Origin of the sequence: Agriterribacter sp., from assembly GCF_035444585.1 — a bacterium.
In the GTDB taxonomy this organism is placed as follows: domain Bacteria; phylum Bacteroidota; class Bacteroidia; order Chitinophagales; family Chitinophagaceae; genus Agriterribacter.
Genome location: NZ_DAOMOZ010000002.1, coordinates 39937 through 57134 on the forward strand (window position 1 = coordinate 39937; position 17198 = coordinate 57134).

The 17198-nt window shown below is 43.3% G+C and carries 11 protein-coding genes; 7 read left to right on the top strand and 4 right to left on the bottom strand.

All coding sequences use genetic code 11. The annotated features are described in order from the left end of the window. Nucleotides 1–76 precede the first annotated feature (76 nt). Nucleotides 77–6412 carry a fibronectin type III domain-containing protein gene (locus tag PLH26_RS00430; protein WP_324583993.1) on the bottom strand — a complete coding sequence of 2112 codons (6336 nt, stop codon included), beginning with the start codon at nt 6410–6412 and terminating at the stop codon, nt 77–79. A 487-nt stretch (nt 6413–6899) separates the two neighbouring features. On the opposite strand from PLH26_RS00430, the gene PLH26_RS00435 reads away from it, so the two are divergent. Both PLH26_RS00435 and PLH26_RS00440 read left to right on the top strand, forming a co-directional pair. Further along, on the top strand, nt 6900–8918 hold the full coding sequence (locus tag PLH26_RS00435; RefSeq protein ID WP_324583994.1) for a T9SS type B sorting domain-containing protein: 2019 nt from the start codon (nt 6900–6902) through the stop codon (nt 8916–8918). A gap of 355 nt (nt 8919–9273) precedes the next feature. Next, nucleotides 9274–9750, top strand: coding sequence for a DUF5004 domain-containing protein (locus PLH26_RS00440; RefSeq protein ID WP_324583995.1), 477 nt, complete (start codon nt 9274–9276; stop codon nt 9748–9750). 18 nt (nt 9751–9768) lie between these two features. Here PLH26_RS00440 and PLH26_RS00445 read toward each other — a convergent pair whose 3' ends face one another. Beyond that, nucleotides 9769–10389, bottom strand: a complete 621-nt coding sequence (locus PLH26_RS00445; RefSeq protein WP_324583996.1) for a SprT-like domain-containing protein — start codon at nt 10387–10389, stop codon at nt 9769–9771. Next, a complete protein-coding gene (locus PLH26_RS00450) occupies nt 10382–10771 on the bottom strand; it encodes a hypothetical protein (RefSeq protein ID WP_324583997.1) in 390 nt (129 codons plus the stop codon). Before PLH26_RS00450 ends, PLH26_RS00445 begins: the two co-directional genes overlap by 8 nt. Nucleotides 10772–10989: 218 nt before the next feature. Between PLH26_RS00450 and PLH26_RS00455 the strand changes: the two genes are divergently transcribed. From PLH26_RS00455 to plsX, 3 genes are all read left to right on the top strand, one after another. After that, nucleotides 10990–11529: a YceD family protein gene (locus tag PLH26_RS00455; RefSeq protein WP_324583998.1), complete on the top strand. Its 540-nt coding sequence runs from the start codon at nt 10990–10992 to the stop codon at nt 11527–11529. Nucleotides 11530–11540: 11 nt separating this feature from the next. Continuing rightward, complete coding sequence (rpmF, locus tag PLH26_RS00460; protein ID WP_324583999.1) at nt 11541–11732, top strand: 50S ribosomal protein L32; 192 nt, start codon at nt 11541–11543, stop codon at nt 11730–11732. A gap of 210 nt (nt 11733–11942) precedes the next feature. Further along, complete coding sequence (gene plsX / locus PLH26_RS00465; protein ID WP_324584000.1) at nt 11943–12887, top strand: phosphate acyltransferase PlsX; 945 nt, start codon at nt 11943–11945, stop codon at nt 12885–12887. A 109-nt stretch (nt 12888–12996) separates the two neighbouring features. Here the strand turns inward: plsX and PLH26_RS00470 are convergent, their stop codons facing one another. After that, on the bottom strand, nt 12997–13989 hold the full coding sequence (locus tag PLH26_RS00470) for a beta-ketoacyl-ACP synthase III (protein WP_324584001.1): 993 nt from the start codon (nt 13987–13989) through the stop codon (nt 12997–12999). 313 nt (nt 13990–14302) lie between these two features. Here PLH26_RS00470 and ruvA point away from each other — a divergent pair, with 313 nt between their 5' ends. Both ruvA and sov read left to right on the top strand, forming a co-directional pair. Further along, nucleotides 14303–14887, top strand: a complete 585-nt coding sequence (gene ruvA / locus PLH26_RS00475) for a Holliday junction branch migration protein RuvA (RefSeq protein ID WP_324584002.1) — start codon at nt 14303–14305, stop codon at nt 14885–14887. Between the two features lie 33 nt (nt 14888–14920). Then, nucleotides 14921–17198, top strand: a 2278-nt coding sequence (gene sov, locus PLH26_RS00480; RefSeq protein WP_324584003.1) for a T9SS outer membrane translocon Sov/SprA, incomplete at its 3' end; no start/stop codon positions are given.

A 17198-nucleotide genomic window follows, 5' to 3' on the forward strand; every position in this document is an offset into this window, starting at 1 on the left:
TACCCACTGTTGATGTTGTGGGTATTATCATAATTATACGGATGGTTTGTTATTCAAAATCAGTTAAACAGGAATTTTATTTTATGACTTTAATAGCTGCACTTTCCATATCTGACGAACTTAATACCTGTAATCCATAAATTCCGGGTGCTAACCTTCGTCCATTCACATTTAATCTGTACTGGCTTTTGCCTGCAGGAACATTCATTAAAGTGGTAGAATAGAGTGTTTCGCCCAATAAGTTTCTAAATAGCACCCGTAACTTAGGTTTAGGAGTCTTCACAGAAATATTCAGTAAAATATCATCGACAAACGGGTTTGGGAAAGAGCTAATAATGATTTCTCCCTGTTTAGAAGTTTTACCGGAACCATTACTTGGCATAGTGTCTTCAGCAGATGCGGTATTTGTTGGTGTGTTTACTGATGATTTTCTTCCTGAAGAGCCACCATCAGCTTCTGAAGAAGGTGAAAGTGTTTCCTGAATACTTAAGCTATTTAAATAGCCATTCCCGGAAGATAGTGCAGATGTTATTACAATATCAACATTCCCAAACGCATCCGGCTTGACATTATTTATCTGTACCGTATTGCTTGTGTTATCCCTACAGTTCAAAAGAACTGTTTCTTCCCCAATCGTATACGCAGTTGTTTGTCCCGCCCCGTTGTTAATTCGGCTTCCGAAAAATACAAAATTATAACGCATTGACTGGTTTAATCCGCTAATTCTCAACTTCGGAAAAGCCCCGTATTCCATATAATAATACGAAAGCATCACGTTGTCGGGTACCACGCCGGAATTGTTTCCTGTGGTTGGCCCGTTAATATTAAATCCGGCAAAATTAGTTAAAACCGTCATTCCTATTCCCGTAGTCTGGTTATCACGGTTAATGAGGTTATTCATCGTAAAGCCGGGAGTTAAAAGTTCATTGGTATTATTCCACGGCGCCGATTCATTGGGGCCGGCAAATCCATCATTAAAATTAATGTCAATAGCGTAGTTAATGGTTGAAGCGCTTATATAGTCGCTAAACTCGGAATATGTAGCGCCCGATAATGTTCTCACTTTGTAATAATACATAGTACTTTCCAGCAATCCATTGTCAGTATAGGTAAGTACACTTGCCGGAACCGTTGCTATTTGCTGATAGGTTCCATTGGCTGCATCCGAACGCCACACTTCAAAGCCGCTTGCATTATCGGAATTGTATTTCCATGAGAGATTGATAGAATTCTTTGTACTGGATGTCATATTCAAATTGATAGGAGCGAAAATGACGTTATTATCATATTCGTGGATAACCATTGCATTGATTACCGCGTATTTATCTGCATCCCCCTTAACAACTACATCAATAACTCCGCTTCCATTAGGAATTACACTGTTCATTTGTGCTGTATTGGTAGCATTACTGGTTGCATCAAGCGAAACAGTTTGCCCATTTGCGGTAAAATAGGTGACCTGAGGCTTCGAATAATTTCTGCTACCGAAAAAGACTATATTGTATTTCTTATTGCTATTCAGCCCCGAAATCCTAATTGTTTTCTGGGGAGCTGAGGCCTGTGTATAAAAGTAATAGCCACTCATCATAATACTGTCCGGAAATACTCCTGAATTGTTGCCTGTAACCACTCCACTATAGTGTTGCGCCCATTTATCAAGCAACCGGACACTCATTGTAGTGGCCTCACCGGTTTCATTTTTAAGATTGGAAATTGCAGTATTTGCGATGACTGAAGTTGAACCCACTTGCGCTACATTAAAACTGTTCCATGGACTAAAGCTAATCGGATAGTCTTTATTGTTAAAGTTAACGAACACAGAAGTAATATACTTATCTGTAACAATAAGTTTTATCGTTTTAGAAGATGTGGCTCCGTGGTTATCGCTTGCAGTAATTGTTATACCGCTATATGTACCAATATGAGTACCGGTTGGAGCAAGATGAAAAATTCCGTTACCGTTGCCATTATCCTCAAATGTGGCAAAAGATGGGAGGTTAGAGGCAGTTAATTTAATTACATCTCCGGGATCATCTGTAGCTGCAACATTCATGTCAACTACAGTACTGCTTTTCAGATACTTATCTTCCGCAGTAATAACGGGTGCCCTGTTCGGTGTGATTACCCTAATTATTAAAGAATTGGAGCCACCATTAGCATTAACTGCCCGTACCAGATAGTAAAAAGTTTCATTTCCGGTAACGTTGTAATCCACATAAGACGTATCATCTTTATTGGTTGCGCCAGGATTCAATATGGTATATCCCCCCGTCATATAAGTTGACCGGTAAACTTCATTCCTGAGCGCATTGTAAGCTGCATTTGCCCATGTTATCTTAACACCGTTTAAGGTGTCTACAAACAGTCCTGATACATTTTTAGGATTAAGCGGAGCCGTTCCATCATTAGGATTGGTCACATCCGCATGAGTAACCTTTAGAATAAACGAAGTTGTGTCTTTGCCGTTCCGGGTGTCGCTAATATATACTTTTATACGGTATTCTCCTTCATCTCCGTACTGTGGTTTGAAAGTTAATACGGCCGACCTGTTTGAGGAGGCCGCCGTTCCAAAACCGGGAAGTCCGGAATAAGACCACATCAGCTGATCACCCGCATCTTCGTCTGTTGCAGACAAATTAACCGACAATGTTTCTTTTTCTTTGACAGTTGCATTGGGGATAGCGTTAATGCGCGGCACGTAATTATCGTTAACTGTAAGATTAAACTGAATCGATTTAGCATTCCCCTGCGGATTGGATGCAGTCACAGAAATATTGGTGTACGTCCGGTCTGCGTCAGATGCAGAGGGACTAAAAGTAATTACCCCCTTTCCATTACCGGTTTGATTAAACACGGCAAATGCAGGCAGATTGCTTACCTGGAGAGTAATATCCACAGGCGAACCCGATGTTGCTTCTACTTTCAGGTTCATCGTACTGTTAAACCGCATGTATACATTCTCAATAGGCAATATAGAGGGTATAACTCCTAAAGTTCTGGCATCCTTTTCATTGCTGTAAGCAGAATTGCCACCTTCACCTACCGCTCTTACCTTATAATAGAATAGAGAACTGGGGTACAACTCCGTATCGTTATAGGATGTTGCATTTGCAGGAAGCACCGCCAGCAACACATAATCTGTATTGTTATTATATGATCTGAATAACTCAATACCATTGGCATTTGTAGTACTGTTTATCCATCCCACTTTTATAGCGGAATTGCTTATTCCCAGAGCAGTTAAATTACCAGGAGCTGATGGTGCGGGAGGTGAAGCTAAAGTTGTTGCGCTTGCGAGAACATCTCCTAAAACATCAGCCGGTATGTCTTGTTTGTCAATCCCAGCACTCTGATACTTCACAATCAATACCTCATCCCCCGTTGCTTCAAAAAATGTTACCACGATAGAGTGCGTGCCGGGAGTGAGCATGACCGACCCGGATACTTCATTATCAGCATTATGCGCGCCATCATTATTCACCACCAAATCACCATCAATATCCAATCTTGACCCATCATCAGACTTTAAATAGAATGTGTAGTTTCCACCAGTAACAATATTAATAGAGCCCTCAAACTTCAATGCGAAATTATTCTCCCGCATCTGCATCCCAAGGCCAAATGTACTTACCCTCCCTGTTTTCAAAGGTGTCATAAAAGTGAAATCAGGTATCACTGACATTCCCGTTCTTTCGTAGTAAGCATAATTTACACCCGGCCCGATTTTATCAAAGTCAGACTCCCCATATTGATTTGTCGCTCTTATTTTATAATAATAAGTCGTAGAAGGCTCTGCCAATGTATCTGCAAAGCTGGTGGAATTTGCAGGCAATACTCCGATTGTAACAAACTCTTCCAAAGGATTTGTAGAGCGGTAAACTTCAAAAGATTTCTCATTGTTGCTATTGTCGCTCCAGGTAAGATCAATCCTTTTAAAAGAGACCGCTGTAGCTGTCAGATCCGATGGCTTTAGAGGAAGACTTCCCGCAGGGGGAGTAGTCGGAGGATCAACAAAGGCTGAATCAGGGATTGTGCCAGACCAAAAAGTGGTAAAACCATTTTGGCTAACCCTTCTCCATGATATTTCCATGTTTGCCCCACCTCCTTTTTGGAAGAAAGTAATAGCTATCGGATATACGCCGGCCGAAAGTGAAATTCGCGAACTGTTTACCGTTTGACTGCCATGCAGCCCATCATTATTCACAAGCGCTGTTGCCGAATGATTGTAAGGAGATGAGCTATGACTGCTATTGAGATCAAGATATATCTTGCTGCCATCATCCGAAGTGCTGCTAAAAACATAATACCCGTTGGTGGGGATATGGATAAATCCCTCCCAAAGGAAAGCGTAATTCTCAGCCTGGCTGGCATTTGCCAGCGTTACATTGGGCACTACTCCGGTGGAAATGGGCGTAAGTAAATTGAAGTCCGGCAAATTATCCCAGCTATCCGTGTAGTGTTTGAAAGTTAGCCCTTTAGCGAGGGGTTGAGCAGTTACCTGGTTGCTGGCCGCAGACCTATTGCCGGCAATATCAACTGCTTTAACGAAAAAGTTGTATGTCTTACCAAAATCCAAACCATATGCCGTATACTCCATCTCCGACGTAACATAGGATTTGACACCATTGATATAAATCTCATAATGATCCATACCCACATCATCTGTTGATTCACCCCAGGCAAGAGATATATAATTCCTGGTTGATCCCGTTAGATGCAAGTTTCCGGGAGCTGTTGGTGGATCGGTATCCTTTTGGGTAGAAGCAGAAGCTTCATTTGATACCGGGGCAGCGGCAGTATTATTAACAGCTCTAACGATATAATAATATTTAACTCCAGGGACCAGTCCTTCCTTTACAAAAGAAAATACATCCCCGCCAACAAGACTTACAAACTGATAAGGTCCTCCGGACCGTGTTGCCTGATATATCTCAAATCCGGTTTGAGGGTAAACCGGATTGGGATTACTGCTCCAGTTCAATTTCAAAGAAGTATAGGAAAGTGGACTAACGATCAACCCCGTTGCGGGATCCGGTTTGTTGGGACCATCAGCATTAATAACCTTAAAGGGCTCTGTAAATGCCCCCGAACAACCAAACTGTTCTGTAACCTGAACTTTATAATCACCCACGTTCGCTTCACTAAGTATATTAGTTGTACCAATGGTAGTGGTGCTTCCTACTTTTTCCCACTTATAAGCTCCATATCCTGATGGCACTTCCAGATTCACTGTTGTTTTTCCATCCGGAGCGGGCAACACTCTGCTTGCCAGCCCGCTTATTTTTATAGTTGGTGGTATAGTAGTTGTCTTGTATTTTATTTCAACCGGTATCGGTGACCATTCCGACCAGGTTGTTCCTTTTCGGATACGGCAGGAATAAACACCAACATCCGTCACTGTAAGCGTATTAGAGGAGGTTCCCAGGCCGGTGAGCAACTCACCATTCCTCCGCCATTGATATTCGTTGAACCCCGCAGTTACACCAATGATTGTATTGATAGATCCGGGTCCTGTATTACAAAATTCAGTTCTGCCATATAAAGGCCAGGGATTGGCTTTGTTTGCACGACTTAAAAAGGGAAAATAATCCGGTTCTCCCCAGGCAGCATACCAGCAACCATGCCCTAAATTCGGATATTCTGTATAAGTGAAATTAGCCCCTGCATTATCTGCAACTGCTTTAAGATATTGAGAAGAAGCCGGCTTGGGATTTTGATCCAGGGATCCCTGGAATAGCCAGATTGGTGTAAACTTATTGTCTATTATAAAACTGTTAAAACTGGTCGATGCATTGCTTATCGGCAAACAGGCAGCAACCAATCTAGGATACGCCTGAAAAAATTTCCAGGTCGCGAGCCCTCCCGCCGAAAGCCCGTCAACTGATATTCTAAACGGGTCAATAGAAAGCTGAGGTATAAGAAAATCCTCTACCAGCTCCATTATATACTGTCGCTGTTCCGAAACCCAGGTTTCTTGCGGATTGGTAGATTGCGGATACAAAAGAAATCCATTGAACTGCCCATTATCTACCGCGTTCTTATGCAGTTCTCCGCCATGGTATAGTTGGTATTCATTGTCATATTTGGATCCCCATTCACCTCTGCCATGAAAAAAGATGAACAAGGGATATTTAGTATTTCCCGAAGCGTCGTAATTTTTAGGCCATTTTAATCTAAATTGTATTCCCTTATATATATAAGCTTTAAATGAAGATGTATTCCAGTTGACCCGATTCCTCTTCACCCACTTACCAGGCTGACCAAAAGCTGGTTCAGCCGGAGGGTTGGAAGGATTGTAAACTACTACGGGATCGTTGGGGTTAAAAACAGATTGCGCCCTGGTTGACACAATCGCGCCTGTCATAAAAAACGAAAGACAACCCCAAACTAAATTGCGTACGAATCGGTTCATATTAGTTTTTTGTAACTGTTTAGAGGTTCCAGGGAGGAGATTGGGTGTAGAAGAATTTCATTGGCCTTTTATAAGATAAAATCAACGGCTTTGATCTTCTTTAACTATTATACGAAAAAAAATGGAAACAGGTTTGTCAAAAGACGATTGGAAAGAGACTGATGCCGAAAACAGACTTTACAACATCACAAGGGACTGCAAGGTATAAAAGTATTTTTGATTACGCAATATCTTAACATAATAATTTTTATCTAACAAGCATGCATTCAAAACCAACATATTAAGGACGTTCCCCTTTATCATTTATCAAAACTATGCTCATTCATTGCCGGCCAAAGAAATCATTTAAAGTCCCACAGATCAAAACAGTATAATTTGATTTTGTTACCTGTAGCTATAACGGTATAATTGTAAACAACAAGCGAATGCAGCGTTTCTCCATATTTATTGCTCATCTCACTGTAAATAATATCACCATTTGTCGACAATGCGCCGGAAAACTGTTCTTCTTATTTTTATCTGTATCACCCTGTTGAGCAGTGTCTCTGCGCAAGTCTGTACTAACCTGGGGCAAAATCCGGGTACGGCGTTCCCGGTATGTGGCACATCTACTTTTGCACAACAAACGGTTCCTGCCTGCGGTGGCCGCACAATCCCTGTTCCGGGCTGTGAAAATGATAATGCGGCCTACGGTGATCTTAACCCGTTCTGGTATAAGTTCACCTGTTTTTCCGCAGGTACCCTCGGGCTCACCATTACTCCGCTCACCGCATCAGATGATTATGACTGGCAATTGTTCGATATTACAGGTCGCGATCCGGCCGATGTGTATACAGACCGTAGCTTATATGTTGCAAGCAACTGGTCGGCCCATCCCGGTGCAACCGGCACCGCAACCAATGCCGGCTCATTTACAAATTGCGCCGGGTTTGATTATCCCAATACAAGTAAAATGCCCGCACTTATTGAAGGACACCAGTATCTTTTGCTGGTGAGTCATTTCACCATAACCAATCAAAGCGGGTATAAACTTAGTTTTGAAGGTGGTACAGCCAATATAACAGATCCAAAAGTTCCGCATCTCTCAGATGCAAGGGCTTACTGCGATGGAAGAAATATTATTTTGAAGCTGAACAAAAAAATGAGATGCAATACCCTTGCGGCTGACGGCAGCGACTTTTCTGTTTCCTATGGAGGCACTGCCGTTACCGGAGCAGTTGCAGCAGCCTGTCTTACCGGTTTTGATATGGACTCTGTTACCATTACCCTCAACAACCCCCTGCCACCGGGCGATTATTCACTCTCCATAAAAAAGGGGTCAGATAACAATACCCTGCTCGACAATTGCGACCGCGGCATTGAAGAAGGAGAAAGCATTCCATTCAGCGTTTTACCCGTTCAGCCAACCCCAATGGATAGCTTAACCACCCCGGGCTGCTCTCCAAACCTCCTACAACTGGTGTTTAAAAAACCAATACGTTGTAATTCAATCGCTGCAGACGGAAGCGACTTTATCATAAACGGATCGCCGGGCATAACCATTGCTGCCGCTTCCGGCCAATGCAATGATGAGGGGCTAAGCAGTGTAATTCACGTAAAACTCTCGGCTCCTGCATTAACAAATGGATCTTACACGATAATATTGAAGAAAGGAAGTGACGGCAATACCATTATTGATGAATGCGGAGAAGAAACGCCTGCCGGAGCCGCTTTAAGCTTCTCCACAAAAGATACTGTTTCTGCTGCATTTGACTTCTCTATTTTATATGACTGTGAAGCTGATGCCGTTATTTATTCACATAATGGCGCTAACGGGGTTAACAAATGGGAATGGCTGTTTGATGATCATACTTCAGGTAACAGCAGCCAGCTTCAGAAAACATACCCAACTCCGGGTCATAAGAATACAACGCTCATTGTTTCAAATGGCGTTTGCAGCGATACCGTATCTGCTGATGTTTTTTTGGATAACGAGCTGGAAGCGGATTTTGAAGCTCCGGAATTTATATGCCCCCGGGATCCGGTAATATACAAAGACGCCAGTATCGGTAATATTTTGCACTGGAGCTGGAACCTGGGCAATGGTACAAACAGCATTCTCAAATTGCCTCCCGCACAATCTTATTCTGCACCACTAACAGACCAGCAATACGATATCCGGCTTATTGTTACCAATAACCACGGCTGCATGGATACTGCAGTGAAAAAGGTTAAACTGGTAAGCAGTTGTTATATTGACATCCCTTCTGCGTTTACCCCTAATGGCGATAATCTTAATGATTACCTCTATCCCCTAAACGCTTATAAAGCCGCCAACCTTATTTTCAGGGTATATAACCTGTACGGACAAAGAGTATTTGAAACTACTGACCGCGTTAAAAAATGGGATGGCACAATGAACGGAAAAATGCTGGGTAGCGGCACTTATGTATGGACATTAGAATACATGCATACCGATACCGGCCGCGTGTTCCATTTAAAAGGAACCACCACACTCATAAGGTAATTTTTCTTTTTTTACATTCTTTTCACCTGTGATCATTCATATCTGGCATGGAATATGAATTATATGGCCCGTTGCTATGTAAAACCGGTTAGCCTCAGGGTGTGCATCGCCGCTTTCAAAGAAAAACCCACTATTTGTACAACATTAATTACCGGGAAACCGTTTAATTTTTAATTATAAACCGTGCCATTTATGAAAAATGCAGAAAAACTTTTCTTCGCCTTTGTTGCCTTAAGTTATTTTATTCTTTATGGGATTATGGCTATGCTGAGTTGATCCGTCTCATTATCTTTACACTCATTTATGCCACGCATGGCAAAACGGTACAGCTTTTTTAATGTTATAAACCCTTTTTATGAAGAAGAGCCTTTTGTTTGGAAAATACGCATTGTTCCTCCTGTTGTTCTCTGCTCTTGTATTTGCTTCCTGCAAAAAAGAAAAAGATGAAGAACCCGCCCCGCCAACCAAAAAAGAGCTGTTGTCTAATAAATGGAAGGTAGCCGATGTAAAAAATGCCGGCGGAACCAGCGTTATTGATTTTCCTGTTTCCCAGATCGTATGCCTGAAAGATAATATTTTTACGCTCAAGACAGATGACACCTATACCATTGACGAAGGCGCCGAAGTATGCGATCCCTCCACTGCTCAATCGGGCACATGGAAGCTGACCGATAATGAAACCAAAATTGAATTTGCCCAAACTACCGGCGACCCATTAATTTTAACGCTTATTGACGTAAATGCCACAACGTTAACGATAGCTTATGCCATTACGGGTACGGGGATACCCGGTGCCGATGGAACTTATACCGTATTTCTGGAAAAGGCTTAACCCGGGAGAACAGGAATTTTATACAGGCGTTACTTCATATACCGGGCTGAATAAGTATATTTTGCCCGTTTTTATTTCTAAGCACCTGATCCGCTTCCGCAACCGGTCACCTCTTTTGAATATCCTGCCATCATCTGTTTGGAATGACCCGTTGACATCAATTTCTTCCACAAGCTTTTTATTGTTTCCTTTCTGATCATATTTTCTCAGCACTCTTATCAAACCATCTTCGGCGCAACTGCCGGCCGCAGGACTGTGCATGGTTGTTTTTATTTCGCCGGCAATATCGGGCGGGAAAAGATCAAGCAGTAAAAATTGGTGTAAGATCTCTCCATATACCATTTTCCACTCTTTACCATGAGATGCGATCCGGTTTCCGTATTTTTCAAAAGCTATGAGATGCGCCAGCTCATGCAATAAAGTGATCAGGAATGCAAAAGCATTCAGATTGCCGTTTACACTAATGCGGTGGTTTTTGCCGTGCACAGCGAACCGGTAATCTCCTAAAACACTTCTCCGCTCTTTGGTAATGGTAAGATGCACTTTGTAATGCTGCAGATATTGCATTACCGTATGATAGGCGCCGGGGGGCAGATAGTGATTTAAAGTACCAAGCGGGGCTTCTTTTTTTTTACGCATTTTTTTGCCTACCGGCTTTGAGCAATATGCTTATTTCAATAAAAGTATACAACATGTAAAACACCATACAGGCTATTACAGATGCCCTGTTTACCTTAGCGGTGGTTTTTGCATATACCAAAGCCATTGCAGCCACCAGTATGAGCTTTACCAGGAAAGAAATATAAAAGTAACGGATAAGGAGCTGTGGCGAAGTAGATTTCGCGGCTTTTTGCTGAAGCAAAAACGAAATGATGCTTAACCCGAATAAAAACACATTTCCCAACAGCAGCACCCGCACATTAAAGCCATACCCGGTGAGCATTTGCTGAAAAAGCATTAACAGTGCATTGAGCAGCAAAAAAAGTAAACCCGAAGGCAAAAAGGGTTTTAATCCTCTCATAATTTTAGTACTCCGGAGGCAAATCTACAACAAGCTGAACGAAAGCCAATTTCGGCAGGCGATGTTGTGGTTCTGTATGTTTATATTGGGAAAATACATTATATAACATACTATTAATCAATGAATTTCAATGTAAAGAAAATATTACTCCCGGTATGCGTTATCATTGCATTATTTCAACTGATTTTACTACCTTTGCAAACCTTAAAACAGAAAGCATGATAAACCGGCATGAATATGAGATTGCTTTTGTGGGGTTAAAGCCGGGCAGGCATGAATATGTTTACGAGATCGATGACAGGTTCTTTGCAGAGCACCAGCCACAGGATTTTACAGATACCCACGTTACCGTAAAATTGACCCTGGATAAAAAAACCTCTTTTCTCATGCTTAAATTTGAGATCGGGGGAACCGTTACCTTGTTGTGCGACTTGTGTGGCAATACCCTGGAAAAAGATCTGTGGGATGATTTTGAAGTATTGGTGAAAATGGCAGACGACCCCGATGAAATGAATGCCTCTGAAGAGGATCCGGATGTATATTATATATCAAGAACCGAAAGCCATATTGATGTGGCAGGCTGGATATATGAATTTATCAACCTGAGCATTCCATTACAACGCACCTGCGAAAAAAAATCGGACGGCAGTTCAAAATGTAACCGGGAAGCGCTGGATATGCTCAGAAAATTGAACGAACGCAAAACAGAAAATGAAAACCCGATCTGGAAAGATCTGGACAAATTCAGAAACAATTAAAATTTAGTGTTATGCCCAATCCAAAACGCAGACACTCTCAGCAGCGCAGCGCAAAAAGAAGAACACATTATACCGCTGAGACAGTGACATTAAGCAAAGACAGCGCTACAGGCGAAACGCATGTACGCCACCGTGCGCATGTAAGCGAAGGGAAGCTCTATTACAAAGGCAAAGTAGTAGTAGAAAAATCGCCGGTCAAATAGCTTTCCCGATAATAAGTTACCCATAAGTATGGTTGTATCCTTTGTGAAAGAGATAGGGATGAATTACTATTCACTTCTTACATTTCACCTCTAACAACAATACAACGTATTACAATTAACCGAACAGCCGGCATCATTCCCAATTCCGGATAAATTATTATTATTTGGATTTGGGATTTGTATTTTTCAGATTTTCCCCAAATTTGCTGCATGAACATCGCCTTAGACATGATGGGTGGCGACTTCGCCCCCCTTGAAGCCATTAAAGGAGCATCGGCATACCTGTGGGAAGCGCCCGCCCCTGCCCATCTTTTTTTGATCGGAGATGAAATTCAATTGCAGGCGCTTTTACAGCAATACCCCTTAAAGCCGGAAAACTTTACCATTGTTCATGCAGCACAGATAATTGACATGCACGAACATCCCACAAAAGCGCTTAAAGAAAAACAACAATCTTCTATAGCCATCGGTTTTCATTTACTGGCTTCCGGAAAAGCAGACGCCTTCATCAGCGCGGGCAATACCGGCGCTACGCTGGTTGGGGCACTGTACAGCATTAAACCCATAGAAGGCGTAAGCCGCCCAACCATAGGCGCCTATATGCCCCGGGAAAATGGCAGTCTCGGGCTTTTATTAGATGCAGGGATCAATGCCGACTGTAAGCCCGAAAACCTTAGCCAGTTCGCCGTTCTGGGTTCCCTGTTTGTACAGCATGTATGGAATGTTGAGCACCCCAGGGTAGGCCTGCTCAATATCGGTGAAGAAGAAGGCAAAGGTAATCTGCTGGCGCAGGCCACCTATCCACTGCTTAAGGAAGACGCTTTAATCAACTTTATTGGCAATATTGAGGGACGTGATGTTTTTTTAGACAAAGCAGATGTGATCGTTTGTGAAGGCTTTACAGGCAATGTAATGCTTAAAATGGCCGAGAGCGTTTACGACATAGTAAAACGCCGCAATATTCATGATGCGTATTTTGATCGTTTCGAATTTGAGCAGTATGGCGGAGTTCCGGTACTGGGTGTCAATAAGCCTGTGATCATCGGGCATGGCATATCACGCGGGCCATCTTTTAAGAACATGATCCTGCTGGCTCAAAAAATCATTGAAATAGACCTTATTGAAAAGATCAGGAAAAGCTTCAGATCACAATAATGGATTTCAGACCAGTCGCTGTCTCAATAAGTACAGGTGAGGTTACCGGAAATATTCCATAGCCCACATGAGCGTAACAATAAACCATAAACAAAAAACCATAAATAATTTAATACGCCCATTTCACCAATGTGGCTCCCCAGGTAAAGCCTCCGCCAAAAGCAGACAGTACAATATTATCACCTTTTTTTAGCTGCTCCTCCCATTCCCACAAACAAAGCGGGATAGTGCCTGCAGTTGTATTGCCGAACTTTTGAATATTGAGCATCACCTTTTCATGCGGAAGTCCCATGCGGTTGGCTGTAGCGTCTATGATACGTTTATTGGCCTGGTGCGGAACCAGCCAGGCCACATCATCTGCACTGAGGTTGTTGCGCTGCATCAGCTCATAGCTCACATCTGCCATATCTCTTACGGCATGCTTGAATACAGGCTGTCCTTCCTGGTATATATAATGTTCTTTATTGGTAACGGTTTCTATGGAGGCAGGCTTAAGAGAACCCCCTGCTTTCATGTGCAGGTGATGTCCGCCTGCGCCATCGCTTCTTAAAATACTGTCCAGTACCCCAAATCCCTGCGTATCGGGCTCCAGTAAAACAGCCCCCGCACCATCACCAAAAATAATGCAGGTAGTGCGGTCGCTGTAATCAACTATGGCGCTCATTTTATCCCCCCCGGCTACTATTACTTTTTTGTATCGCCCGCTTTCTATTAAAGCAGCCCCCGTAGTTAAAGCATATAAAAACCCCGAACAGGCAGCCGCAAGGTCGAATCCCCACGCATTTACCGCCCCCAGCTTATAACAGGCAATATTTGCAGTAGAGGGGAAAATTGTATCGGGTGTAACAGTACCCACAATCAAACAATCTATTTCTTCGGGTCCTATTTTCCTTTTGTTTAAAATTTCCTGTACCGCCGGAACCACCATATCAGATGTGCCAAGATCTTTACCTTTCAATATCCTTCTTTCCGTTATTCCTGTGCGGGTACGTATCCACTCGTCATTGGTATCTACCATTTTTTCCAGTTCGGCATTGGTGAGGCGATAATCAGGAACATAACCACCAACAGCAGTAATGGCGGCAGTAATTTTTGAACTCATATTCACTTGTATTTCAAAATTGGGCACGAAAATACAATTATAGTGATAAACCAAATCTCAGGATACGGCTTTTTGGTTAATTATATTTTAAGCAGTTAACCGGCTTTACAGTGCTTTTTAAATATTCCGTCCTCAAAAAATACAAACAATAGCTTCCTCCAAAAATTCCGGCTTAAAAATTGAGCGGGTACATGGGATATACCGATTTTAAAAAGAAACGCTGTTGTGCATTGATTTTTTATAAAGCTACAAATATGAATCAGGTCTTTTTCTGCAAACACAATCCTTTATCTTTGCCTTCTTTGATTAAAAGATGATAGCTTTTGTAACAGGCAAGTTTGTATATAAATCTCCTGCAGTAGTGCATGTGGACGTTAACGGAGTGGGTTATGAAGTGCAGGTAAGCCTCAATACATATTCAAAAATACAATCGCTCGAAAAAGGTTCCCTGTATACCTGGCTGCATGTGAAAGAAGACGGACATACGCTGTATGGCTTTTTTGACATGGCCGAAAAAAATATATTTACCCAGTTGATCAGCGTAAATGGAGTAGGTACTTCTACGGCGCGGATGATGCTTTCGGCTATGCAGCCTGCTGAACTGGCGCAGGCCATTATAAAGGGAGACACCCTGCGCCTGGAAAAAATAAAAGGAATAGGCAAAAAATCAGCAGAAAGGATCGTGCTTGAGCTGAGAGATAAAATGGGCAAAACCAGCTCCGAAACCACCGGTTCTGCGCTCATAAACAATACTTTGGAGCAGGATGCGTTAAATGCCCTGGTGGCATTGGGCATTGCACGCAATATGGCAGAGAATGCAGTTAAAAAAGCCGCCGCATCCGCCCCCCCTACCGAAAATCTGGAAACATTAATTAAAAAAGCATTACAGCTTATTTGAGAAAAAATTTACCTACTAAACAAGAAGGGAAAATTGGCTTTAAGAAACCGGAACATACTTTGTATAACAGTATGTGTTGCTGCACTATTAATGTTTGGCATCGGGGTATATGCTTCACCTCTGCATGCCGGTAATGCTTACCAGCCCGGAGATACTGTACCCTCAACACAGGACTCACTGCCACTTCTGGATTCGCTAAAATACCCTATATCAGACAGGCGGGGCGATCAGCTTACTTCATCACGGCTCCGCGGCTTCGATCTGCAGGACCCCGCCAACATCACCGATTCGGTGATCTACGACCCTAAAGAAAAGAAATATTACATCATTGAAAAAATAGGCAACAAATATTACCGGAAACCCACATCCCTCACTTTTGATGAATTCAACAGGATACGGGCAAGAAAGCAGGAAAACGATTATTTCAGGCAGCGTGCCAATACCATCAGCTTAATGAACAGGAGCCTCCTCCGCCCCAAACTCACCGCTACCGATGATTTGTTCAACCGCTTGTTTGGAAACGGTAAAATAGATATCCGGCCCCAGGGCAATGTAACCATAACTGCCGGTTACCAGGGGCAAAACATTAAAAACCCTACATTGCCTGAACGAGCGAGGAAAAATGGCGGCTTTGACTTTGACATGGCGGCCAATCTTAACGTGATCGCCAATATTGGCAGTAAAGTAAAGCTTCCCATTTCCTATAACACACAATCCACATTCGATTGGGAAAACCAGTTGAAATTAGAATATACGGGCACTACAGATGAGATCATTAAAAAAATTGAGCTGGGCAATACCAGCTTCGCATCAAAGGGCACTTTAATACCGGGTGCACAATCGCTTTTCGGGATAAAAACACAGTTGCAGTTCGGCAAGCTTTGGGTAACCGGCGTATTTGCCACCCAAAAGTCGCAAAGACAATCCAGGGCCCTCCAGGGCGGCGCATCCACATCACAAATTACAGTGAGGGGTGATGATTATGATGAAAACCGGCACTTTTTATTAGCGCAGTACTTCAACAAAAAGTACAACGACGCCATGAAAACCATGCCGGTAATAAGCTCGCAGGTGCAGGTAATGCGACTTGAAGTTTGGGTAACCAACAGGATGGGCACCACTACCGACACCAGGGATATTGTGGGTTTGATGGATATCGGCGAGCCCAATCCATATGGACCCTGGGGAGGATCAGGGAATGATCTTGAGCTGCCGGGCAACGACGCCAACAACCTTTACCGCCAGATCACCGGTAACCAGGCCAACAGGAACCCTTCTCTGGTAGTGGGCAACCTTACCGGGATGGGCCTGCGCCAGGTACAGGATTTTGAAAAGACCTTTGCCCGTAAGCTCGATTCAAGCCAGTATGTTTATAATCCGCAGTTGGGTTACCTGTCGCTTAACGGGGCCTTGCAACCCAACGAAGTGTTGGCCGTAGCCTTTCAATATTCCTACAACGGCCGGGTATACCAGGTAGGCGAGTTTTCGCAGGATATCCCGGTAGATTCCACCTCCGGCGTTCAGAAAGTGCTGTTCCTGAAATTATTAAAAGCCACATCGGCCCGAACGCAGCTCCCGATATGGGACCTGATGATGAAAAATATTTATACACTTAAAAGCGATAACGGTGATTATCTCTCTTCGTTAGACCGCACTGATTTCCAACTCAACGTTTTATATGATGAACCCGGCGGGGGGCAAAAAAGATACTTACCGGAAGGCGACCAGGCGGGTGTGCCCCTGCTCACGCTGCTGAACCTCGACCGGCTGAACAATCAGAACGACCCCCAGCCCGATGGTGTTTTTGACTTTATGGAAGGTTATACGGTAATGTCCGACAAAGCCCAGATCATATTTCCCGTGCTGGAACCCTTTGGACGAGATCTGGCCTTTGCGTTCAGCGATCCGGCGCTGCAACAAAAATATCTTTACTTCCCGCTGTACGATACCATTAAGGCCATCGCTCAAACTTATGCCAATCTTAACCGCTTTGTGATGAAAGGAGTGGCGAAGGCTTCTTCACTCGGTCAGTCCGAAATATCGCTGAATGCCTTTAATGTACCCCAGGGCTCTGTAACGGTTACTGCCGGAGGGCGCCAATTGCAGGAAGGCGCCGATTACGAGGTAAATTACAGCTTGGGCACAGTTAAAATACTTAACCAGGCCATTCTCAGCTCGGGCATACCGGTAGATGTACAATTCGAGAACCAGGCGGCTTTTGGCATGCAGCAACGCAATTATATGGGACTTCGCCTGGATTACCTCGCGAACAAAAATCTCACCATCGGCGCCACGGCAGTACGACTGAGCG